This window comes from Chroococcidiopsis sp. SAG 2025, from assembly GCF_032860985.1.
Taxonomy (GTDB): domain Bacteria; phylum Cyanobacteriota; class Cyanobacteriia; order Cyanobacteriales; family Chroococcidiopsidaceae; genus Chroococcidiopsis.
The window spans coordinates 4076117-4098853 of the sequence record NZ_JAOCNC010000001.1; the positions used below are offsets into that span (position 1 = coordinate 4076117).

Below are 22737 nucleotides of genomic sequence, written 5' to 3' on the forward strand. Positions count from 1 at the left end.
GCACCACTCACCACGTAACACTCATTAAATGGACTTAATTCTTTGTCATACAACAGCGGATTTTGATGCTCTGGGTGCGGCTGTGGGGCTGTCGCGGCTGTGGGCGGGAGCGAAGATCGTGCTGACGGGTGGTAGTCATCCAGCTGTAAAGGATTTTTTGGCACTGCATCGGGACGAATACGCATTGATTGAGCGCCGTTCTGTGAATCTAAAACAAATTCGATCGCTGATTGTCGTCGATACACAACACCGCGATCGCTTGGGTGCGGCGGCGGAGTGGCTGGATTTGCCCCAAATCGAACAGATTGTTGTTTACGACCACCACTTAGAGATTGATAGCGATATTTCGGCTACGGCAACTCATATTGCTGATGTGGGAGCGACTACGACGCTAATTGTCGAGGAGTTACAAGCTCAGCAGGTGGAAATTACGTCGTTTGAAGCAACTGTGATGGCGTTAGGCATCCACGTTGATACGGGTTCGCTTTCATTTGACCAAGCTAACCATCGCGATGCGTTGGCTCTAGCATGGTTGATGCAGCAAGGAGCTAGCTTGCATGTCGTGCGAGATTACATCGATCCTGGGTTTTCACCGCAGTTGCAAGCATTGTTAACTGAGGCACTGGATAACTTCCACTGCGATCGCTTGCGGGGATATACAGTCACTTGGGTCTTGCTAAAAACTCCAGGTTATGTATCTGGATTATCTAGCTTGGCAGCGCGACTAATGGAATTGACCGAAAGCGATACCGTTCTACTGGGGGCAAGGTATGCTTTGGGAGAGAGTGGCGAAGAAAGGCTGACAGTTATCGGGCGATCGCAAATTCCTGGAACAAATCTGAATGAATTGTTTCAGCCCCTCGGCGGTGGGGGACATTCTCAAGCTGCGTCTCTCTCATTACGGGGTGTCGATGGGCAGGCAACTTTACAACATTTGGTAGACCGACTCAAAGCCACGATTCCTCATCCGCCGACAGCTAGGGAATTAATGTCATCCCCCGTCCGCACGATTCGCCCAGATACAACTATTGCCGAGGCACAACGGATTTTGCTGCGCTACGGTCACTCTGGATTGTCCGTGGTCGATCCTACAGGCAAGTTGGTAGGAATTATTTCCCGCCGCGATATTGATATTGCCCTGCACCACGGCTTCAGTCACGCTCCCGCCAAGGGATACATGACGACAAATATCAAGACTATTACTCCAGATACAACCTTGCCAGAAATTCAAGCGTTGATGGTGACATACGATATCGGACGCTTACCAGTGTTGCAAGACGGAGAATTGCGTGGCATCGTCACCCGTACCGATGTCCTGCGGGAACTGCATCAGGAAGGAGCGAGGAGCGAGGAGCTAGGGGTAAGAGGGAATGCTGTTGGGATTATTCCACCTGCGGCATTCTTGAGATTATTGAGCGATCGCCTCGCCGCACCTTTTTGGCAACTGCTGACTCAAGCCTCTGCCCAGGCAGAACAGCGAGGTTGGCACTTGTATTTAGTTGGGGGAGGAGTGCGCGATTTACTGTTGGCAAAACAGAATGGTGCAGCACCCCTGTATCTACAAGATATCGATCTAGTTGTCGATGGCTTTCATCGTACTGCTGATGTAGGGGCAGGAGTGGAGTTAGCTCGCGCCCTTCAGCAACTTTACCCTGCTGCTCGTCTCGAAATTCATGGGGCATTTCAAACAGCAGCATTGTTGTGGCACAAAGACCCTATTTTCGGCTCGCTTTGGATTGATATTGCTACTGCACGCACGGAATTTTATCCCTATCCTGCTGCCAATCCTGAAGTAGAAGCGAGTTCCATTCGCCAAGACTTGTATCGACGCGACTTTACAATTAATTCCCTTGCCGTCCGTTTGACACCACCAAGAGCGGGGGAAATGTTAGATTTCTTTGGCGGATTGCTCGATTTACAGGCAAAGCAAATTCGGGTTTTACACCCCAACAGCTTTATTGAAGACCCAACTCGAATTTATCGTGCAGTCCGCTTTGCCGTTCGTTTAGAATTTGCGATCGAACCTCAGACGGAAAATTATATTCGCTATGCCGTTAATAGCGGGGTTTACAAACGCACACAAGGTAATAATTCTAGAGCGCCTGCCTTGCAAACGCGACTGAAAAACGAGCTAAAATACATTCTGCAAGCACCGTACTGGCAAGCAGCATTAAGTTTACTGGGAGATTTAGATGCTTTGCAATGCCTGCATGAAACTTTGAAACTGGATAAAACTCTTTGGCAGCAGTTGCGGTTTTTGGAGCGTTGTTTGAGACGATTTAATCGAGAAAGTCAAAAGTCAAAAGTTAAAAGTCAAAATGTTCCTATCCCTCCTTGGCTGTTACGTCTAGAGGTTCTCATCGCCTATCTTGCCCCAGAATACCGCGATCGCGTTGCCCAAAATTTACAATTACCCGATGACAGTATCAATCGCTTGCGCCATTTACAACAGGCACAGGAGCGAGTCTTGACGGTTTTGCCTTCCTGTCGGCTACCCAGTCAAGTATTTGACTTGTTGCGGCAATACGACCTACCGATGCTAATCTTAATTGCTCTACGCAGTCCTCGTCCTACGCGATCGCTGGTCTGGCAATATGTCACCCATTGGGCTAACGTCCAACCACTATTAAACGGTTACGACTTGAAACAATTGGGATACAAACCAGGACCTCAATATCGTCAAATTCTCGACGATCTACTTGCTGCCACCCTAGATGGAATTGTCCGCGATCGCACGGAGGCTGAGAGTTATCTATTTGAGCATTATCCCCGCTAGGTGTGAGACAAGGGAGACAAGGAGGACTTGGGGGACAAGGGAGCATTTCTAGTCACCAGCCACCAGCCACTAGCCACTGATAACTGACAACTGATAACTGACTGATTGGTGCTGGTTGCATTTCGCCACGAAAGTCTAGTAGTTGTACGAGGAGGAGATAGGCGATCGCCAATAGGATTGAAATTGCCCCTGTGATAATAGCAACGATTTTCGAGCGGTTCATTAAAATTATTAAAAGTACATTTTTCTCTAATTTAGCAGTTTACTGCTAAAAAGCTAATTGCGAATTGCTAACCGTGCGATCGCTGTCGGCATTGGGCGATCGAGTGAGCCATAATAACTGTTGTCATTTTTGTTTGGAGCAAAGGTAGTTTGACGCGATGAAGACTGTTACTACTGATTCGCCTACTTTTGAATCTAATCCTTCCGAGCGCCCAGCAGTCATTCAAACTTCTCAATTGCGGAAAGTTTACCGTACTGGCTTTTGGATGAATCAGAAAATTCCCTCGCTCAAAGGTTGCTCTCTAACGGTATATCAGGGCGAAACTTTTGGTCTTTTGGGACCGAATGGAGCGGGTAAAACAACGCTCTTAAAATTATTGTTGGGTATTCTTCGCCCCACGAGCGGACAAGGTTTATTATTAGGTCAACCTTTAGGCGATCGCCCGATCAAACAACGTATCGGTTATTTACCAGAAAATGCTTATTACTACGACTATCTAACTGGTTGGGAAGTTTTAGAAATGGCAGCGGGACTGTTTCAAATTCCCCGTAGCGTTCAACGTCAGCGCATTCCTCAACTGCTGGAATTAGTCGGACTGCCATTAATTGCTGCCCGCAAAAAGCAACTACGCCAATATTCTAAGGGTATGGTGCAGCGGGTAGGAATGGCACAAGCTTTGATCAATGACCCTGAATTAGTGTTTTTAGACGAGCCGATGTCTGGTTTAGATCCGTTAGGACGCTACCAGATGCGACAGATTATTCTTTCTCTCAAAGCTCAAGGCAAGACTATTTTTTTCAACAGTCATATCTTGTCTGAAGTCGAGCAAATTTGCGATCGCGTTGCCATCTTATCCCAAGGAAATTTAATTTGTAGCGGTTCCCTGGATGAATTATTGGGAACGACTGATGCTTATCATGTCAAAGGCAAAGGTGGTGATGTAGAAATACTCCGCCAATGGTTAACTAATTTACAAACAGAAGCGGATGGGACTTGGAAAGGCGAACTTAGCGGCGAACCCTACGATTTTTTGGCAAAGTTACGTTCTCTCGGCGGGCAGATCGTTGGCATGAATTTGTCTCGTCCTTCTTTGGAAGAGTTTTTCTTGCAACAAATTTCTGCTACATCAGGGAGCAGGGACGAGCTGGGAGCTGGGAGCAGGGTGTAAGTGTTTGGCAGCCGATCGCGCTGGTAAACTAGCTTAACGTCACCGCAGTTTAACTATTCGATCTGTTACGCCTAATTAACCAGAACAGAAGTACTAACAGGAGTACAGCAATTGAAATTCTGGCAATGGGAGCGGTATACCAAACAACGACTTCATAACGCCTGCCAAGCAGGTATCCAGCGTAAGCTAAGGCAGTTTGCCAGATCGCCTCACCAGATATGACATGGAATAAGAATGGTAGCAATCTCATTCCACTAATACCTGCTGGTAGCGCAATTAACGTGCGGACGCTGGGGATGGGGCGACTAAAAAAGACAGTTTTCCCACCGTGGCGATCGAACCATTGTTTGGCTCGCTCTATTTCTCCAAATGAAAGTTTTAACCACTTGCGGTTGCGCCTAGCAAATACTTTCAAGCGCCGTTCGCCCAAGTATTTACCTGCTAAGTACCAAGGTACGATTGATAGAGTACAACCCAAGACTCCAGCTAAAATCGCGTATGGTAAGCTAAGCTTGCCTTGTGCAGCTAAAAAGCCCGCGAAGGGTAAAACAATTTCTGGAGGAGTTGGAGCGATTAAGACTAGCAGGAAGATGCCCAGATAGCCAAAAGAGTTAATAGCATCCGTCATTCCTTCAAGCATTCGATCGCTTCCTGCTAAATATGATGTTAGCTACTGTTCTAACACCTAGCTGGAAGTCCCTTGACTAGAAGCCGCAATCATTGCTATTTCAATCTCATCTTCAGCAGGTTGTGTGACTTCAACACGTATCCCAGGACCAAAAAAACTTTCCATTTTGTCTTGTTTTTTTTGCCATTGTTCCAGTGTCACGAAGGGAGAATCAAATTCTAAAATCAACCCATAAGCACCATCGATTTGTGTTTCTCGCACGCCCTTAACAATCGGTCTTTCTTCATCCGTTGGCGCAAGTCCCAGCCGTTCTAATGCTGTATCTAAATGAGCTGACTGACCGTAACGATAGCGGGTAATATCCTGACGGACTTGATTTTGAGTTGCTGTAGCTTGCTGTTGGCGCAAAGCAACTACTTCAGGGGAAGTTGGTTGAGTGTATGGCACTGGCTTCAGTTCCGCTGCCGTCAACGCCAAACCTCCTAATAAAAGGGGAATGCCATAAAAAAAACCCACAAGATTGAGTGTGGGATTATCAATAAAATAGGCAACGAATCCCACAATTGTAATTAAACCACCAACAACTAAACCTAGCCTTCCTAAAGATACTTGTCGCAACATACACGATCGCTTAACAACTTCTGCTTTATTATCAGCGATCGGGGAGCAGGGAGCGCAGGAGCGCACGAGCAGGAGGAACAGAGCAGAGGAGCTTTAGTGCAACAACTAACAACCAACTACCAACTATCAACACATTATTTGTCGCTTTTAGCAATTGTTGATGTATTGTCCAATAATTCTACTGCTGCTAAATATTGCGGGTCTGCTGCGGTGGCGATTTGGTCGCGACTGAGGCGATCGGTTGCTACGTTAAGATCTGGGACAATGCCCTGCTTGTGAATGTCTCGATGATTTGGGGTTTCGTATTTGGCAACGGTAACAGCCATACCCGAGCCATCCGATAGTTCAAACAAAGATTGAATTAAGCCTTTACCAAACGTCTTTTCACCAACAATTTTTGCTCGTCCGTTGTCTTGCAGCGCTCCAGCGAGAATTTCACTGGCGCTAGCCGTACCGCGATCGACTAAGACAACTAGGGGGTCGTGAGTTAATGCCGAGCCAAAAGCTTCAAAATTTCCTTGGATGCCTTGGCGGTTAACCGTATAGACGATCGTGCCTTCGTCCAACCACAGACGGGCAATTTCAATTCCCGATTGCAATAAGCCTCCAGGATTATTGCGTAAATCCAAAATGTATGCATCAGCACCTTGTTTTTCTAAATTGGCGATCGCGTGGGCAACTTCTGCTGTGGCGTTGGCATTAAATTGAATCAGGCGTATGTAGCCGATCTCTGCTCCGCTAGGTGAGGGTTGGAGTTGGGCAACTACGGGATTGACAGCAATGCGATCGCGGGCTACCTGGATTTCTTTTGGCGAACCATCCCGTTCTACTGTCAGCAGGACTTTACTACCTGCCGGACCCCGCATTTTGGCTGCGGCTTCATCTAGAGTTAATTGGGTAGTCGGAATACCATCGATTTTGAGAATGCGATCTCGAGATTGAATACCTGCTTTTTCCGCTGGAGAACCAGCAATTGGTGCTACGACCTCTAACTGTCCTGTTTTGGAATTGAGAGCAATTTGCAGTCCTACACCTGTCAGTTCGCCAGAAGTATTAACTTGTAAACTCCGATACTGTTCTGGTCGTAAAAAGCGCGTAAAAGGCTCGTTCAAACTTGCCAGCATTTTCTCGACTGTTTTGTATGCTGACTCTGGGTTGTCAAGGGGTTGTTTGAGTGCTTGTTGCCGCACTGCCGACCAATTTTGATGGTTAAACGTATCGTCCAGATAGGCACGATTGACAATTCGCCATGCTTCTACTACCACTCTCTGCTCTTCCGTAATGGCGGTTGCTGGCTGAGTCCAAATACTCAACGCTAGCAGAATTGGCATGACCAACAAAACTCCGATCTGGAAAATTCGCTTTGACATCATCAGTTATCAGTTACTCAGTTATCAGTGGAACCAGGGAACAGGGGACAGGGAGTAGGGAGCAAGTTAATTCTGACTTCCGACTTCCGACTTCCGACTTCCGACTTCTTCCAACTGTCCTCTCGACTATGTTACTTTTTTTATAGAATCTGATGCAGTCTGGACGAGCAAATTGTTCGCGATCGCAATTAAGATCGAAATGACGGGATTTCCAGCCATTAGGAAACCTTGAATAGACGATCCCTGCAAAGACAATCGGGAATTTGAACAGACGCAATCCATTTTTAGGAACTTTTGGTTGATGTTTAGTAAACAGGTAACTGATTCAAAAGCATACAACTGGTTTGAGGAGCGCTTGGAGATCCAGGCTCTTGCTGAAGATGTAACCAGTAAGTACGTCCCCCCACACGTCAATATTTTTTACTGTCTCGGTGGTATCACCTTGGTTTGCTTTTTAATCCAGTTTGCGACTGGATTCGCTATGACGTTTTACTACAAGCCGACTGTAACTGAAGCTTATGCTTCCGTACAGTACCTCATGACGGATGTAAACTTCGGCTGGTTGATCCGCTCCATCCACCGCTGGTCAGCCAGCATGATGGTGCTGATGATGATCTTGCATACATTCAGAGTTTACTTAACTGGCGGTTTCAAAAAGCCCCGCGAACTGACATGGGTAACAGGCGTAATTTTGGCAGTAATTACCGTTTCCTTCGGTGTAACGGGCTACTCCTTACCTTGGGATCAAGTCGGCTATTGGGCGGTGAAAATCGTGAGTGGCGTACCAGAAGCAATTCCAGTCGTCGGCACTCTCATTGCTGACTTGTTGCGCGGCGGTTCGAGTGTAGGTCAAGCAACGCTAACTCGCTACTACAGCGCTCATACCTTTGTCTTACCTTGGGCGATCGCTGTCTTCATGCTGCTGCATTTCCTGATGATCCGCAAGCAAGGTATTTCTGGTCCGTTGTAATTACAGTTAACAGTTAATAGCTATCAGTTGTCACTGTTAACTGTTAACTGATAAGTGAGAGCTGAAACAAAGGAGAACAACTTTAAAGATGGGAACACTAAAAAAACCAGACCTGAGCGACCCTCAATTACGTGCCAAGCTGGCTAAGGGCATGGGTCATAATTATTATGGCGAACCTGCTTGGCCTAACGACTTGCTCTATATTTTCCCTGTGGTAATTTTGGGAACGGGCGCTTGTATAGTCGCTTTGTCCGTACTAGACCCAGCAATGGTAGGCGAACCAGCAAATCCTTTCGCTACGCCTCTGGAAATTTTACCTGAGTGGTATTTATACCCAGTATTCCAAATTTTGCGGTCAGTTCCCAATAAATTATTGGGAGTCATGCTGATGGCTGCCGTACCACTGGGGTTAATTCTGGTTCCATTTATTGAGAATGTCAATAAGTTCCAAAACCCCTTCCGCCGTCCAGTCGCAACAACTGTGTTTTTAGTTGGCACTTTAGTTACCTTGTGGCTCGGTATTGGTGCTACTTTCCCGATTGACAAATCTTTCACTTTCGGTCTGTTCTAATCGTTCAGTTCTGCACTTAATCAAGTGTATTAAGTACAGATTTGTCTTGACACCTGTGGGTTTCTCAAAAAGTGTATCTACCGAATGAGAAACGTTAACAGGTGTCAATTTTAGTTACAGAGACTTGATAGTAGTCGCGATTACAGAATAAAAAAAGAATAAGTAAACATTTATTGAGTTGACAAGCAATTAACATCGGATCGCGGTCAAGCCGTGGCATGTTGGAGCAAAATCATCTGAGGGTGTGTAGCGATTTAAAGTTACTGAACCAGGTACAAGACTGGTTTGAAGATTTTTGTCTTCAACATAGCGGTCAAATACCTTGGTCTGAGGGTCAACTATATCGCTTAAATTTAGCTTTAGCAGAAGGATTTACGAATGCGGTCAGACACGCCCATCAAGCCCTACCGCGAGAAACGGCGATAGATATCGATCTGTTATTATGGAGCGATCGCATTGAGATTAGAATTTGGGATCGGGGTCAGCCTTTTAACCCCGATGCAATTGCCGAACCTAAACCAGGAACCTTACAAGAAGGAGGCTATGGCTGGTTTCTATTGCGACGCTTGGCAGATCGAGTCGTATACGAACGGGCTGCTGACGGCAGAAACTGCTTACTAATTGTAAAAAGCGATAAAAACCGCCAAGAAGTTAAGACATAAATCGCGCAGGGTAATTGGTATTGTGTAATTAATGACAAATTTTTTACAATTCTCCTACTCCCCTGTACGGGCGGGTTTAACCGTAGAATTGTTTGCTCTTCGATAGGTATGCCGAAAACCCGCCCCTAAAACTTCCGACCCCTAGCTATCCTAGAGGCAGAGCAGCTTAATAGAAAGAACATGAGCCTCAAGTCTTTTCAACTTAGTTTTTCCCGCCTCTCTGGTTGGCTCACCCTATTCCTCTTCATCTGGTTATTGGGTGCGGTAGGTCTTGGCTGGTTGGTCAACTCATTTTTAATTTTAATGGGACTGCTGTTGTTGGCTCCCGCGATCGCATTCGTCTGGTTTCGCTGGTGGTTGCAACGCAACCTCGTTCAGTCTGAATGTCCGGTGTGTAGCTACGAACTAGCAGCACTCAATCGTACCCAACTTCAGTGTCCTAGTTGTGGCGAACTCTTGAAAGTAGAGCAAGGCAAGTTGAGTCGCTTAACACCTCCAGGAACGATTGACGTGCAAGCTGTGGAAGTCGCAGCTAGCTCGGAAGAGTGATAGTTCAGTTGTCAGTGTAGAGACGTTACATGTAACGTCTGTACAAAGTTATCAGTTGTCATTGGTCGTGAGTGTAGTTTTAACCAATGACAAATGAAGAATGACCAATGACAAATCTATTCACCTTTTTTCTGAGAGATTGAAAGGGTATAGGGATATTGTCCTTGAGTGCGATCGCCAACGTATAGCGAGTATTTTCCTGCTTCCCAGTAACCTGAGATTTCGGGAGCTTCTCCTGCTGCTGTGTCCGCCAGTACGCAAAAACGTCGTTTTCCTGGTCCTTCAATCAGTAGTGTAGGTTCTCCTTCGCTCTGTACTTGTAGCTTGAGATATGGTAGAGGTTCTGGTACTTGTAGCACCTGACTGGGAGTCGTACTGATGTTACCGCAATCGCTGTTTTTTTCTCCTCCAGATCTACCTTTAACAACTAGGGGGTCTGCTTCTAATTGGGGGGGAACTTTTACTACTGCTTCCTGAGCGAAAGTTGGAGCTGCGATCGCACAACTCATAATTAAAACGGAAGGTAGTATATTCCACTTTATTAACTTGTACATAGTAGCTTGCTTTGTCATTTTATTTATCCATTACGGACTTTAAATTACTAGGTTTAAACTACCTGAAATGCAGGTCATTTATTTGCTTTTCGAGCATCAAATGCTTGAATCTACTGCAACTATCACAAGGCTGAATCTGTTACTACCTCATAACCTCCGCCGCTAAATCTGCGGCTTCCGATAGAGTTGTGGCTGTAATTTGCAATTAATTTACAGTGACGGTTAGACCGCTATTGAATCTAATTATAACAATTGATTTTTCTCAAAAACTTGCGTATTTTCTCCATTTTTTGGGCGGAAAACCATTCATAACGAACATATATAGTTGTTTGTCAAGTTTTCCTATCCAAGTCAGTGTGTAGTTGTGCTTTGCATTAGCTACAATCGCCCTAATAACAGGGAGCAGGGAGTAGGGAGTAGGGAGCAGCGAATAGTGAAAATCAACTCACCTCTCGCCTCCTTCGCCTCTTCTTACGCACCACACACTACTTCTTTTGGTAAGAGCATATGAATCCTCAATCAGATCGAGATTTGCAACAACGCTTAGAACAACTAGAAAGAGAAGCAAATTCTGCATCTACGGAGGTGACAAGACCGCAGCCTGCAACGCCTCAGATAGTACAACAGACAAAAATCGCTGCTAGCGAGTCATTGCCTTTGGGACAGTTTTTTAACTGGTTTCGTAATCTATCGAGTATCAGCAAGCTTATAGTCATAAGTGTTGGAGCTGTATTTGGAATTGCAATTCTCAGAGCGGTGCTAAACCTAGTAGCAGCTGTCATCAGCTTAGGAGTGCTGGCATTGGTGTTGTATGTGGGATATCGGTTTTTTGTCAGTCGAGCTGAAACAAAAAACCGATAGCTTGATGCCCGCGATCGAGGAGTGAAAACAAAGATAAGGGGAACTATTAAGATGGCGAATTCAAGTGTGAGGAGAAGTGCTAATCGCGCTCGTCGTTCGGTGCAGGCGGAAAGCAAACCGCTACCACTAGCAACTAGACGCTTTGCGGCGTGGGCAGTAGAAGTATCGCTGATTGCACTCAGCGGACTCATACCCTATAGCTTGGGAGAACAGGCAAAACTGGAGCCGTCGGGGGAGCAAGTCACCCCAAATCCAGTGGTCGCCCTGACTCAAAAAGCGATCGCCAGTACTCTCACTATACCCGCCGAACCGAGCGATCGCCGTCTCGTCACACCCCTGACGAATATATTTTGGTCTGTCGCTGTCGTCACTCCTTTGTTGGTAGGGGGATGGCAGCTGTATTTGCTGGGAAAAACAGGCAGTACTCTGCCCAAGCGCTGGTTGGGGGTACGGGTTGTTTCTGCTGCTGGTACGGTTCCAGGTCTATCTCGGATCGCGATCCGAGAAACTTTGGGAATGTGGGGCTTACCACTCTCCGTAGCCTATATTATGTGGCGAGCGACGGCTTTTCCTCATTTGGGCATATTTTTCGGCTTGTCTTGTTTCTTCGTACTAGGTGAAGGCATGACTGCCCGTTTTCACCGTCAGCGGCGTTGTTGGCACGATTTAATTGCAGGCACTTACGTAGTGGATGCCAATCGCGCTATGACGATTTTGCCTGGAACTAGAGCGAAACAGTTAATAGGGAGCAGGGAGCAGGGAGCAGGGAGTAGGGGGCTTTATAATAGTCCTTCGCCTCGGCTACAGCCTCAGCCATCAGTTGCTAAATCTGCCACCACTAAACCGAAAGTGCGGCGTAGTTGGTGGCAGTTGATGCGCCAATATCCTAATGTGTTACTATTTTTAGCTTTTCTATCCTGCATGGTGGCAGTATTAGGAACCTTGATTGGAATTCAAATCTACATTCAGGCGCAAAAATACCAGCGGCAGTTAGCAGAGAATAAAAGCACGCAGTTTCTCACTCTCCTTCAACACCTAGATGCTAGTGGCACTACCCTGAGCGATCGCCAAAGGGCAATTCTGGCTTTAGGTACGATTGGCGATCCGCAGGTACTTCAGTTACTTGTCGATCTGCTCGGACAAGAGCAACGCCACGAGATTATCGGCACGGTACAGCAAGCTTTGGTTAGTTCTGGTTCCTCGGCTTTGCCATACTTACAGCGCTTGAATCAATCGATCGCAAATGAAATAGCTGCCGGACGTTATAGCAGTAGCCCTACCGAATTAGCTCGACGGACGCAACATTTGCAAGCCACTCAACAGGCGATCGGCAAAATTTTGGCAGTTTATGGTGGTAGGTTACAGGGCATGGATTTGAGCCGCGTTAATCTCGCTCCTAGCACCAGTCAAGATCGGGCTTTTACTCTAGAGCTAGAACGGGTCAATCTTGCTGGCGTAGCATTCAAAGGCGCTAATCTGAACCGTGCTAGTTTACCTGCCAGCCAGTGGCGTGACGCTGGGGCAGATCGGCACTGGGATACTTTTGACGATGCGATCGCCAATTTGAACCATGCCCAGATGAAGGGCGCTAACCTAACTAAAGCTAATCTCAGCCGCGTACCGATGGAGCGGATCGAGCTGATGCAGGCAAATCTCAACCAAGCCAATTTATCTGCTGCTAGTCTCGGTCATGCTAATCTCAGTAGCGCCCAACTCGTAGGGGCTAATTTACAAGCAGCAACTCTCGTAGATGCTAGCTTGACAGGAGCAAACTTAAGTACGGCAAATTTGTCTGATGTTAATTTACACGCCGCCCGTTTGAGCCGCGTCAGCGCTTTAGGCACGCGCTTGCAGTCAGCTAATTTGACCAAATCGAATTGGCAGGGGGCAGATTTATCGAGTGCGAATCTGAGTAACTCCAATCTCAGTCATGCTGACTTGAGCCTAGCGCGTCTCAGTAGCAGTAATTTAAGTCATGCCCAAATGCAAAATATCAACCTGCGTCAGGCAGATTTGCGAATGGCAGATTTGCGCGGAGCGAATTTAGCAGGAGCTGACTTCCAGGGGACGATCCTGTTTAGTCCTCAACCTCCGGCATCAGGCGATCGCTTCATTGCCACGTCACCAGAATATACTCAAGTAGCATTAGTGCAGGGTGTAAATTTTAGCCAGGTGAAAAATTTAGATGCCCAGCAGATTGCTTATATTTGCGTTTACGGAGGATATCATCCACGTTGTCCTTAACGTTTTATTCTTCTGCAACAAAGCGAACTTTTGCAGCCTGACCGACTAACAAGTTTTCTTGTGGGTTTTGAAATTGTACCTCGACTATATGAGTCCGATCTTGCTCTGGAATCGGATTAATTGTCACGACTGTTGCCTCAAATTGTTGGGCTTCAGCTGCTTTGCCTAATTGTACGACTGCTCTTTGTCCTAAACATAATGTATTAATTAAACTAGTACTAACAGAAACTCGTACTTTTAAAGATTTTAATTGCGCTAATTCTACTAAACTTCTACCTGCGTAGATGCGATCGCCCACAACTACGGGCAAATTGACAACAACGCCTGCTGCTTGAGCCGTGACTGGAAACGATCCTGTGAGATCTGATTCTTTTGGTAATAGAGAACGCTGCTGGTGAAGCAGATTTAGCCTCTGAGTTGCTTGACGAGACTGCGAACGAGCAAGTTGTGTCTGCCTTTTGATCGCAGCAAGTTGTTGTTGGTGTTCGAGTAGCGTTAGTTGTTTGCGAAGTTGCCACTGTCGGCGTTGTTGTTGCTCGATTTCTTGTAAGATTGCGCCTGTTTCTGCTTTAACTAAATTTGTTTTAGTGGTAACTAACTTAGCTTGCGATCGCTCCACTTCGCTTGCAGAAACTGCTCCCTGTCTAGCTAATTTTTTGAGGCGATCGTGCTGCATTGCTACTCTTAGGTATATGCCTTTAGCTTTTTGAACGACATCTTGCTGTTGTTGTAATAATTGTAAACTTAATTCAGTCTTACTCAGATGTAATTCCGCGTCAAATAGCTTTCCAATCATACTGATTTTACGCTTAATAAGCGATGCTTGCTGATGGAACTGCGCTATTTTCTGAATCACATCTTCCTGCCGTTGGCGAGCTTTTTCAATTTTTAGATTAGCGTTAAATCGCTCCTGTCGTAACCGATTGAGCTTTTGCCTATTTGCTAGACTTTCCAATTTTAATATTGGTTGATTAGGCTGAATGCGATCGCCAATATCGACGTAGACTTCTTTTACAATTGCTGCTGTACTAGCAGAAACCTTCATTTTTTTGGCTGGATAAACTGTACCAGTAAAATCTAAATTTCCTACCGGAATATCTTGTTTGCTAACTCTCAATGATGCGAATGAAGGTTGGATATTTTGGCAAGTGAGATAAATTACTGTAGTTAAGCCAAATGCATAAATTGATAGTAATAATGATTCCCGCAAGCCGATATCTTTAGACCAGTTAAAAATGAGGCGATCGCTGTCATTCCACCTAGAGTTTTGCTGGTTGTTATTTAGAGGATTTTTTCCAAACAGAAGCATTGTCTGACTACAACCTATTACGTTTATTATTTGTTGCTAATATTTACTTGGAGAGCATTCTTAACCTGCTCCCCTTTTTAAGAGAGAAAAGTGAAAGCCAGACCATTCTTAGCCCCCTTTGTAAGGGGGGTTGGGGGGATCTTCTATGGCATAGTTTTACTGAAGTAGCCTAGTTGCAAAAAAATAAATTTAGCTGCCTTACAATCAGATATAGAGCCTTACTGCTGCAAACAAGTGTTGTACACCAATTTGTGTAAATTTAGCTAACTACCAGAGAACTACGTAGAATTTCGGATCTATAACTTAGTGGAACTAAAAACAGTATGGCATAGGTATTTAAAATCACAGTGTAAATTCACACTCACTTGATTCAAAACTATAGAAACTTGTCATTTTAATAAACACTATCAACAAAATAATCGTATTTTTACTGATATCGACGCTCTCATTCGCTCCACAAACAACTTATGCTGCATGGCGAGGATGAGCGGTCAACTACCAACTAGTAACTACCAACTACCATAGAATTACAGAAATTGTTGGAGGTCTTGCCTCATGACCGCCCCCCTGCTAGAGTGCCAGAATTATGTCAACGGTCAATGGGTTGCCGCATCAGGTGAAACTCTAGAAAGCCGCAATCCCTCTGATTGGCGTGACGTAGTAGCAACTTTTCCCCGTTCCAGCGCTGCTGATGTCGATGCAGCCGTAGTAGCTGCCCGTAATGCCTTTAAATCTTGGCGACTCGTACCTGCTCCCGCCCGTGCCGAAATAATTTATCGTGTAGGAGAATTATTGCTCCAACACAAAGAGAAACTCGCTCAACTCATTAGCAGGGAAATGGGTAAACCCCTGACAGAAGCCCGAGGAGACGTGCAAGAAGGCATTGATTGCGCCCTCTACATGGCAGGAGAAGGACGAAGGATGTTTGGGCAAACTACCCCTTCAGAAATGCCCAATAAGTTCGCGATGACAATGCGGATACCTGTAGGAGTTTGCGCCCTCATCACTCCCTGGAATTTTCCTGTGGCTATTCCTTGCTGGAAAGCTTTTCCCGCTTTGATTTGCGGTAATACAGTCATTCTCAAGCCAGCGGAAGATACTCCAACTTGCGTTCATTATCTCAGCCAGTTATTTCACAAAGCAGGCTTACCAAATGGCGTTGTTAATATCGTGCATGGTTTAGGAGAAGAGACAGGACGGGCGTTAGTCGAACATCCTGACGTAAATTTGGTGTCGTTTACCGGATCTTCAGAAACGGGGGCTGAAGTGGGTTCTGTTTGCGGACGCACTCACAAGCGTTCTTGTTTAGAAATGGGGGGTAAGAATGCTCAAATCGTGATGCCAGATGCCGATTTGCAACTGGCTTTGGATGGGGCTGTTTGGGGCGCTTTTGGCACTAGCGGACAGCGTTGTACTGCTACGAGTCGGCTGATCCTCCACCGCGATATTCAGGAAGAGTTTACTAACTTGTTGTTAGAAAGAGTTCATCAGTTACGATTAGGTCTTGGTACAGATCCGCAAACTGAAATGGGACCGCTGATTAATTCTGCCCAATTGCAAAGGGTAAACCATTATTTAGAAATTGCCCGTGCTGAGGGGACAAAAGTATTAACTGGTGGGGAGATAGCTAATACAGAAAATCTCGCACATGGCTTTTTCTTTCAACCGACAGTATTAGATCGAGTCACGCCAGAGATGCGCGTAGCGAAAGAAGAAATTTTTGGTCCTGTAGTGGCGTTGATAGAAGTCAGTTCTTTTGAAGAGGCGATCGCAATTCTCAACAACACCCCATACGGTTTATCTTCTTCGGTTTATACCCGCGATGTCAATTTGGCGTTTCAGGCAATGCGCGATATTGAAGCTGGAATTACTTATATTAACGGTCCTACAATCGGGGCAGAAGTCCATTTGCCTTTTGGTGGTATGAAACAGACGGGAAACGGGCATCGGGAGGTGGGAACTGCGGCTTTAGATGTGTTTACAGAATGGAAAACTGTTTATGTAGATTATTCTGGGAGTTTGCAACGCGCCCAGATTGATAATCGCGCTACTTAATTTTCAACATTCTTGCTAATCTATTTCTTGCCGCTGCTTGCAAATCGATGATTCTATCTGTTTCATCGACAATTTCGCCTGTAAGGATCTCTAATACGTCTTCGAGAGTAACAACACCGGAAACCGTGCCATATTCATCGACGACGACGACGAGGTGATTGCGGCTTTTTTGAAATGCTCTCAACAAGCGATCGGCATGAATCGTTTCTGGCACAAATCGAACTTTACGGGTGAATTCAGCAATTTTACGCTCGCGCTTTCCTTCTACCATTGCTGTTAGAAGTTCGTCTTTTAAAGTAACTCCAATAACTCTATCTAATGAATCTTCTATAACAATAATTCGCGTGTGCTGAGAATTAATTATGTCCACTCGGCTTGCAGCTAGAGTCAAATCACCTCGTAAGTAAGTTAAAGCTGTTCTAGGAGTCATTAAATCGGCAGCCGTGAGGTCGTTTAGCATAAACACTCTCTGAATCATTTCGGCTTCATCATCTTCAATAATTCCCTCTTGATAGCCAATCTTTGCTAGTAGCATGATTTCCGATTCATTTGTAGTCGGCAGTTTTTCTTTACGGGTAAAAGGTGCCGTGACTTTCTCCATGATCCACACTAAAGGAGTGAAAATAAAAGTCAGCGCAGTTACAGGTAGAGCAGCAAGGAGCGCTAATCTTTGAGAATATCGTTCGCCTAAAGTTTTGGGAATAATTTCACCAAAAATGATGATGAGAAAAGTCAAAAGTCCAGAAAAAACCCCTAATAAAGTGTTACCTAAAACTGTCTCGGCAATGCGGGCGATCGCAATACTACCAACAATATTGAAAATATTATTTAGAATCACGATTGTCGCGATCGGGCGATTCATGCGATCGCGAATTGCTAGTAGTGCGACTGCGGCAGGATTTTTTGACTGTGCTAGCTGTCTGGCTTTAAGTGTAGAGACAGAAAATAAAGCAGCTTCTACGCTAGAACAGAGGGCAGAACCAGAAATGACAATCAGTACGGCGACAACTAAGGCAAGCATGGCAGAATTGAGAACTCAGAATTCATAATTATTAATTTAGAAGTCATCGTAGAGGTATCAGGCTTATGGTGTATCTTTTGTCAAAAAGGAGACAGAAGACAAAATCAGTTGTCAGTTATCAGTTATCACTGAAGAGTGGTAACTGGTAGTTGGTAGTTATTTCCCCTTGTCTCCCTTGTCTCCCTTTGCCCCCTAATCCCCACTCCCTACCCTTCGGGAACGGCTTCGCCGAACGGTCGTGGGGAAGAGCGAGTTCCCCTTGTCCCCCTTGTCCCCCTTGTCCTTTCCATGCTAAGTATCCCAACTAAACGCCCTCTGCCGCTTGTGCCTCAGTTAGTGACTTCCTTACCTGGTCCCCGCGCTCAAGTATTGGTAGAACGCGATCGCGCTGTTACTTCTCCTTCCTATACCCGTGGCTATCCGTTGGTGGTTGCCCGTGGTGAAGGCTGCATGGTGGAAGATGTCGATGGTAACGTATTTTTAGATCTAACAGCAGGTATTGCCGTAGCATCGACTGGACACGCTCATCCTGAAGTTGTCGCAGCAGTTCAAGCCCAAGCTGCCAATTTACTACATATGTCGGGGACTGATTTTTATTACGAGTCGATGGTGGAGTTGGCGGAAAATTTAGCGACTCGCGCCCCCTTTCTGATTCCGGCAAAAGTCTTTTTTAGCAATTCTGGGGCTGAGTCTAATGAGGGGGCGCTGAAACTTGCTCGTTACTATACAAGACGTTCTCAAGTTGTTGCTTTCTTGGGTGCATTCCACGGACGTACTTACGGGGCAATGTCTCTGACGGGTTCTAAAGCCGTGCAACGCCAGCACTTCGGTCCTCTATTACCAGGAGTGACTCACATTCCCTATGGCACTCATGCAGCGCTAGATTATTTAGAGTCAAAGCTTTTTCCTACCGTTTTGCCTCCAGAAGATGTTGCAGCAATTTTCGTCGAACCGATTCAAGGGGAAGGCGGCTATATCGTGCCGGAAGATGGTTTTTTAAAACGAATTCGGCAAATTTGCGATCGCCACGGGATTTTGATGGTTGTCGATGAAGTGCAAGCGGGGATGGGTCGGACTGGGCGCTTATTTGCGATCGAGCATTGGGGCGTTGTACCAGACATTATTACTCTGGCAAAAGGCATCGCTAGCGGTCTACCCTTGGGCGCAATTTTAGCGCGATCGCACCTGATGACTTGGCAACCTGGCTCTCACGCTACGACATTCGGAGGTAATCCCGTGGCTTGTGCGGCGGCTAACGCGACTTTACAGCTATTGGAAGGTGGTTTGATTGAAAATGCTCAAAATATGGGCAACTTATTGATGTCCGGGCTTACGGAGCTGTCACAGCAATTTTCTTGTATCTCCTCTCCACGCGGTAAAGGATTGATGGTGGCAGTCGATGTTTTTGATGCAAGTGGTAAGTTAGATTCAGAGCGACGCGATCGCATTGTCGAACTTGCTTTTTTAAAGGGTTTGTTACTTTTAGGTTGTGGCAAAGCAGCAATTCGTTTTTGTCCGCCCTTAGTCATTGACAGCAATCAAATTCAAGTTGCCTTGCAAATTCTTAGAGATATATTGGTGGAAGCAAGCGATCGCTATCGCTAGTAGGGTGGGCAATGCCCATACAGGAAAATTCATGACCGAAATTAATTTAATCTCAGAATACAAATGCTTTGACGGGATGCAGGGTTTTTATAGCCATCGTTCCCAAACTTGCAATATCGAGATGCGATTTGCCGTTTACCAACCGCCCCAAGCGCGATCGCAATCTGTTCCAGTTCTCTACTTCCTCTCTGGCTTAACCTGCACCGAAGAAAATTTTATCACCAAAGCAGGGGCGCAAAGATATGCTGCCGAGCATGGATTAATCTTAGTAACTCCAGATACTAGCCCTCGCACTACGGGAATTGCAGGAGAAGATAAAGACTGGGATTTTGGTACGGGTGCGGGTTTTTATGTCGATGCGACAGAGGAACCGTGGCGATCGCACTATCAAATGTATAGTTATGTTGTGAAAGAATTACCCACGTTAATTGCTGCAAATTTTTCTATCCAAGTCGAACGACAAGGAATCTTCGGTCATTCTATGGGCGGACATGGGGCGTTAGTTTGTGCTTTACGCAATCCCGAACTCTTTAAATCTGTTTCTGCTTTTGCACCGATTGCTGCGCCAATGCAGTGTCCTTGGGGAGAAAAGGCTTTTACAAATTATTTGGGAATCGAGCGGGAAACCTGGCGTAATTACGATGCAAGTGAATTGATACTCAGTAGTAAATACACTGCCGCCATTTTGATTGACCAAGGTACAGCAGATAAGTTTTTAAGTCAACAGTTGATGCCAGAAATATTTGAACGAGCTTGTCGTCAGGTCGAACAACCTTTAACTTTGCGCTTTCAGGAAGGTTACGACCACAGTTATTACTTTATTGCTACCTTTGTGGGCGATCATATCCGCCACCATGCTGAGACTTTGTGTAAGTAGAGACGTTATATGTAACGTCTCTACATTAAATGTATTTAATTTGCCGATTCGATCTGGTTCACCTCTTTTTCCTGTAGCAATAAACCTGTTAAATGAATAATTGCTAAAACGATCGCACCACCGGAAAGCAGGTAACTGTGGATGGTAAACAGGTGCTGAACTGTGACAGTATTTACCGCGCCGCCACCCGTAAGGATATTACGAAGCTGAGAACCTATTGCTGGAAGCGCTTCAATCGTACCTAACTCAATTGTGAATCGCCAGTAACCAATTTGCGTCCAATCAAGTAATATTGCCGTCCAGCTTAAACCGATCGCAGTGAGTGTTAGTAGAATACCGCTAATCCAGGCAGTTATCCAACTGGGGCGAAACCTTTCTCCCAAAAACATAACGACAATTTCAACCAGAGAGACACCGATTAAGCTATTACCAGCAAGAGAATGAATCCGTTGGATTAACCAACCGTTAGGGATCTGAGTTGCGATCGCCCTCAGAGAATTGTACGCTCCCCCTGCTGTTGGTTCGTAGTAAAATGCCAGTAAAATTCCTGTCAGGGCGGCGATCGAGCTTAAAGTTAGCATCACTACAGCCAGAACCGTAGCCAGTCGTCGCAGTACAAAAGCGTAATAGCCATCTTTCATGACTGAACCCTGCTTTTGATGAAAGTTCTTTGAGTATTTTTACCTTATCATGAATTTTTATTACTAAAATGTCAATCAGGTATCAGTTACTAGTAACTGGTGGCTAGTGGCTAGAAAAGAGTCTAGTTACTAGTCACCAACCATTAGCCACTCACTAACTACTCAAAAACTCCCGCATATACTCATTGACTAATTCGGGTTTTTCCTGTTGTACCCAATGACTAGCATCTGGAATGTATCTAACTTGGAATGGATTTACATAAGTAGCAGTGCCGTAACTCAGCTCCCTACCCAAGGCTGTATCTTTTTCACCCCAAATCATCAATGTTGGTACGTTGAGTACACCCCAATTTGGGTTAGTCATGCCTTGTTGCAACATATTGCGATAATAATTGAGGGCTGCTGTTAGCGCTCCACGCTTAGCTGCTGCATCTTTGTAAGCCGCAATATCTTCGGGAGTAAAAGCGCTCTTATTCACAGCCATACCTTTCAAGCCATTTTCAATTGCTTGGTAATCTCCCGCTTGGAGCAGCATTTCTGGTAAGACAGGGAGCTGGAATAGAAACATATAAGAACTCTTCAGCAATTGTTGAGGCGTGCGGAAACCCTCAGCAAATTTGGCTGGATGCGGGATATTTAATACGATGAGGCGTTCTACCATTTCAGGGTGAGCGTAAGCAAAACTCCACGCGATCGCACCTCCCCAGTCGTGTCCGACTAAAATACACTTGTCGTATCCCAGTCCCTTAATGACACCCTCAATATCTTTGATAAACTCAGCCATGACATAAGCTGATTGCGCTTTTGGTTTGTCGCTGTCGTTATATCCCCGCAAGTCTAATGCTACGACTTTGTAATCTTTGGCAAACTCAGGAATTTGATGTCGCCAAGAGTACCAAAACTCAGGAAAGCCGTGTAACATCAACATCAACGGACCTTCACCTTGGGTGACGTAATGCAGCCTCAGCCCGTTACTGATAATGTATTCGTGTTGCCAAGTACCTTCTAGTACGGACATAGCGATCGCTCCTCAAAAGTCAAAAGTCAAAAGGCAAAAGTCAAAACTGATATCTGCATCGAGCTATTGCGATGCTGACCGTAATAATTAGACCATAGCAGTTAAATTTTTTCTCTGCCTTGAGAATGGCTTTTCCAGGTTTCAGCCTAGCGCGATCGGGACAAGATAGAAGATATAGCAGACGAGCGATCGTCTATTATTTATTATTGACCAATGACTAATGACTAATGACCAATGAACAATGACCTTATTCTATCCGCGTCGGCAAAAACAACTACAAAGCTTAGTCAATAAACTGGGAATCCCGACCTCAGCTCAAATTAATTGGCAATTGCTAGATTTAGCATTAACCCATCCGACTGTCTCAGCTCAAGCAAACTACGAACAATTAGAATTTGTCGGAGATGCAGTTGTGAGACTCGCAGCAGCTGAAGTCTTATGGGAAACTTACCCCGAATGTCCAGTAGGAGAATTTGCTGCAATTCGGTCAGTTTTGGTCAGCGATCGCATTTTGGCACAACTAGCAGCAGAATACGGTTTAGAACTCTATCTGCTTGTTTCTAACAGCGCCTCTACCGATAAAGCCGGACGGGAATCGCGCTTAGCAGACGCTTTTGAAGCCGTGCTTGGCGCTCTCTACCTCAGCACCCATACCCAAGAACTAGTGCGTCCTTGGCTCGATCCGCACTTCAAGCAACTAGCAGCAGAAATTCGCTCCGATCCAGCTAGGCTAAACTATAAAGCCGCACTACAAGAATGGACTCAAGCTCATTTTAAGGTTTTACCAGAATATCGCGTTCAAGAATCACCCCAACCCCATAGCGCCACAGCACGGTTTTCAGCCGAAGTCTGGCTTCAAGGTAAATGCTTAGGTGAAGGTACGGGACGTTCCATCAAAGCAGCCGAACAAGCTGCGGCTCAAGTTGCCTTTATTTCAGTGACCAGCGATCGGTGACCAGTGACCAGCGATCGGTGACCAGTGACCAGTAATTTATCAGTTGTCAGTTGTTAGTT

The 22737-nt window shown here is 45.6% G+C and carries 22 protein-coding genes; 12 read left to right on the forward strand and 10 right to left on the reverse strand.

From position 1 onward, the window contains the following. Positions 1–28 precede the first annotated feature (28 nt). On the forward strand, positions 29–2776 hold the full coding sequence (locus N4J56_RS19705; protein WP_317107985.1) for a CBS domain-containing protein: 2748 nt from the start codon (positions 29–31) through the stop codon (positions 2774–2776). A 52-nt stretch (positions 2777–2828) separates the two neighbouring features. Here the strand turns inward: N4J56_RS19705 and N4J56_RS19710 are convergent, their stop codons facing one another. Continuing rightward, positions 2829–2999: a hypothetical protein gene (locus N4J56_RS19710; RefSeq protein WP_317107986.1), complete on the reverse strand. Its 171-nt coding sequence runs from the start codon at positions 2997–2999 to the stop codon at positions 2829–2831. Between the two features lie 157 nt (positions 3000–3156). Between N4J56_RS19710 and N4J56_RS19715 the strand changes: the two genes are divergently transcribed. After that, positions 3157–4167, forward strand: coding sequence for an ABC transporter ATP-binding protein (locus N4J56_RS19715; RefSeq protein ID WP_317107987.1), 1011 nt, complete (start codon positions 3157–3159; stop codon positions 4165–4167). Positions 4168–4216: 49 nt separating this feature from the next. Here N4J56_RS19715 and N4J56_RS19720 read toward each other — a convergent pair whose 3' ends face one another. From N4J56_RS19720 to ctpA, 3 genes are all read right to left on the reverse strand, one after another. After that, complete coding sequence (locus N4J56_RS19720) at positions 4217–4807, reverse strand: DedA family protein (protein WP_317107988.1); 591 nt, start codon at positions 4805–4807, stop codon at positions 4217–4219. 45 nt (positions 4808–4852) lie between these two features. Next, entirely contained in the window at positions 4853–5416 is a 564-nt protein-coding gene (locus tag N4J56_RS19725; protein WP_317107989.1) for a DUF2854 domain-containing protein, read from the reverse strand. Between the two features lie 134 nt (positions 5417–5550). After that, positions 5551–6786 (reverse strand): carboxyl-terminal processing protease CtpA, encoded by a 1236-nt coding sequence (ctpA, locus tag N4J56_RS19730; protein ID WP_410500545.1) that lies wholly within the window; start codon positions 6784–6786, stop codon positions 5551–5553. A gap of 301 nt (positions 6787–7087) precedes the next feature. Between ctpA and petB the strand changes: the two genes are divergently transcribed. The 4 genes from petB (at position 7088) to N4J56_RS19750 (ending at position 9538) form a co-directional block, all read left to right on the forward strand. Continuing rightward, a complete protein-coding gene (petB, locus tag N4J56_RS19735) occupies positions 7088–7756 on the forward strand; it encodes a cytochrome b6 (RefSeq protein ID WP_015156072.1) in 669 nt (222 codons plus the stop codon). 88 nt (positions 7757–7844) lie between these two features. Further along, positions 7845–8327, forward strand: coding sequence for a cytochrome b6-f complex subunit IV (gene petD, locus N4J56_RS19740; protein ID WP_317107991.1), 483 nt, complete (start codon positions 7845–7847; stop codon positions 8325–8327). A 218-nt stretch (positions 8328–8545) separates the two neighbouring features. Then, positions 8546–8989: an ATP-binding protein gene (locus N4J56_RS19745; protein WP_015156070.1), complete on the forward strand. Its 444-nt coding sequence runs from the start codon at positions 8546–8548 to the stop codon at positions 8987–8989. Between the two features lie 180 nt (positions 8990–9169). Continuing rightward, positions 9170–9538, forward strand: coding sequence for a hypothetical protein (locus N4J56_RS19750; protein ID WP_015156069.1), 369 nt, complete (start codon positions 9170–9172; stop codon positions 9536–9538). Positions 9539–9654: 116 nt separating this feature from the next. On the opposite strand, the gene N4J56_RS19755 is transcribed toward N4J56_RS19750, so the two are convergent. Continuing rightward, positions 9655–10110 (reverse strand): hypothetical protein, encoded by a 456-nt coding sequence (locus tag N4J56_RS19755; RefSeq protein WP_317107992.1) that lies wholly within the window; start codon positions 10108–10110, stop codon positions 9655–9657. Positions 10111–10599: 489 nt separating this feature from the next. Here N4J56_RS19755 and N4J56_RS19760 point away from each other — a divergent pair, with 489 nt between their 5' ends. Beyond that, the gene (locus N4J56_RS19760) at positions 10600–10953 is read left to right on the forward strand and encodes a hypothetical protein (protein ID WP_317107993.1); all 354 of its coding nucleotides are present in this window, start codon (positions 10600–10602) and stop codon (positions 10951–10953) included. Between the two features lie 51 nt (positions 10954–11004). Next, a complete protein-coding gene (locus N4J56_RS19765; RefSeq protein ID WP_317107994.1) occupies positions 11005–13197 on the forward strand; it encodes a pentapeptide repeat-containing protein in 2193 nt (730 codons plus the stop codon). A gap of 4 nt (positions 13198–13201) precedes the next feature. On the opposite strand, the gene N4J56_RS19770 is transcribed toward N4J56_RS19765, so the two are convergent. Then, entirely contained in the window at positions 13202–14506 is a 1305-nt protein-coding gene (locus tag N4J56_RS19770; RefSeq protein WP_317107995.1) for an efflux RND transporter periplasmic adaptor subunit, read from the reverse strand. Between the two features lie 555 nt (positions 14507–15061). On the opposite strand from N4J56_RS19770, the gene N4J56_RS19775 reads away from it, so the two are divergent. After that, entirely contained in the window at positions 15062–16561 is a 1500-nt protein-coding gene (locus N4J56_RS19775; protein ID WP_317107996.1) for an aldehyde dehydrogenase family protein, read from the forward strand. Here the strand turns inward: N4J56_RS19775 and N4J56_RS19780 are convergent. Together N4J56_RS19780 and N4J56_RS19785 are read right to left on the reverse strand one after the other, a co-directional pair. Beyond that, the gene (locus N4J56_RS19780) at positions 16554–17582 is read right to left on the reverse strand and encodes a hemolysin family protein (protein WP_317107997.1); all 1029 of its coding nucleotides are present in this window, start codon (positions 17580–17582) and stop codon (positions 16554–16556) included. The two genes, N4J56_RS19775 and N4J56_RS19780, sit on opposite strands and share 8 nt — an antisense overlap. Before the next feature lie 118 nt (positions 17583–17700). Beyond that, positions 17701–17886 carry a hypothetical protein gene (locus tag N4J56_RS19785; protein ID WP_317107998.1) on the reverse strand — a complete coding sequence of 62 codons (186 nt, stop codon included), beginning with the start codon at positions 17884–17886 and terminating at the stop codon, positions 17701–17703. Here N4J56_RS19785 and N4J56_RS19790 point away from each other — a divergent pair. Both N4J56_RS19790 and fghA read left to right on the forward strand, forming a co-directional pair. Then, entirely contained in the window at positions 17871–19187 is a 1317-nt protein-coding gene (locus N4J56_RS19790; RefSeq protein ID WP_317107999.1) for an acetyl ornithine aminotransferase family protein, read from the forward strand. The genes N4J56_RS19785 and N4J56_RS19790 overlap by 16 nt on opposite strands. Before the next feature lie 31 nt (positions 19188–19218). Continuing rightward, positions 19219–20064 (forward strand): S-formylglutathione hydrolase, encoded by an 846-nt coding sequence (gene fghA / locus N4J56_RS19795; RefSeq protein WP_317108000.1) that lies wholly within the window; start codon positions 19219–19221, stop codon positions 20062–20064. Positions 20065–20099: 35 nt separating this feature from the next. Here fghA and N4J56_RS19800 read toward each other — a convergent pair whose 3' ends face one another. Together N4J56_RS19800 and N4J56_RS19805 are read right to left on the reverse strand one after the other, a co-directional pair. Next, complete coding sequence (locus N4J56_RS19800) at positions 20100–20705, reverse strand: cytochrome b N-terminal domain-containing protein (RefSeq protein ID WP_317108001.1); 606 nt, start codon at positions 20703–20705, stop codon at positions 20100–20102. 154 nt (positions 20706–20859) lie between these two features. Continuing rightward, complete coding sequence (locus N4J56_RS19805) at positions 20860–21723, reverse strand: alpha/beta hydrolase (protein WP_317108002.1); 864 nt, start codon at positions 21721–21723, stop codon at positions 20860–20862. A gap of 241 nt (positions 21724–21964) precedes the next feature. Here N4J56_RS19805 and rnc point away from each other — a divergent pair, with 241 nt between their 5' ends. Continuing rightward, complete coding sequence (rnc, locus tag N4J56_RS19810; protein ID WP_317108003.1) at positions 21965–22678, forward strand: ribonuclease III; 714 nt, start codon at positions 21965–21967, stop codon at positions 22676–22678. Positions 22679–22737 lie beyond the last annotated feature (59 nt).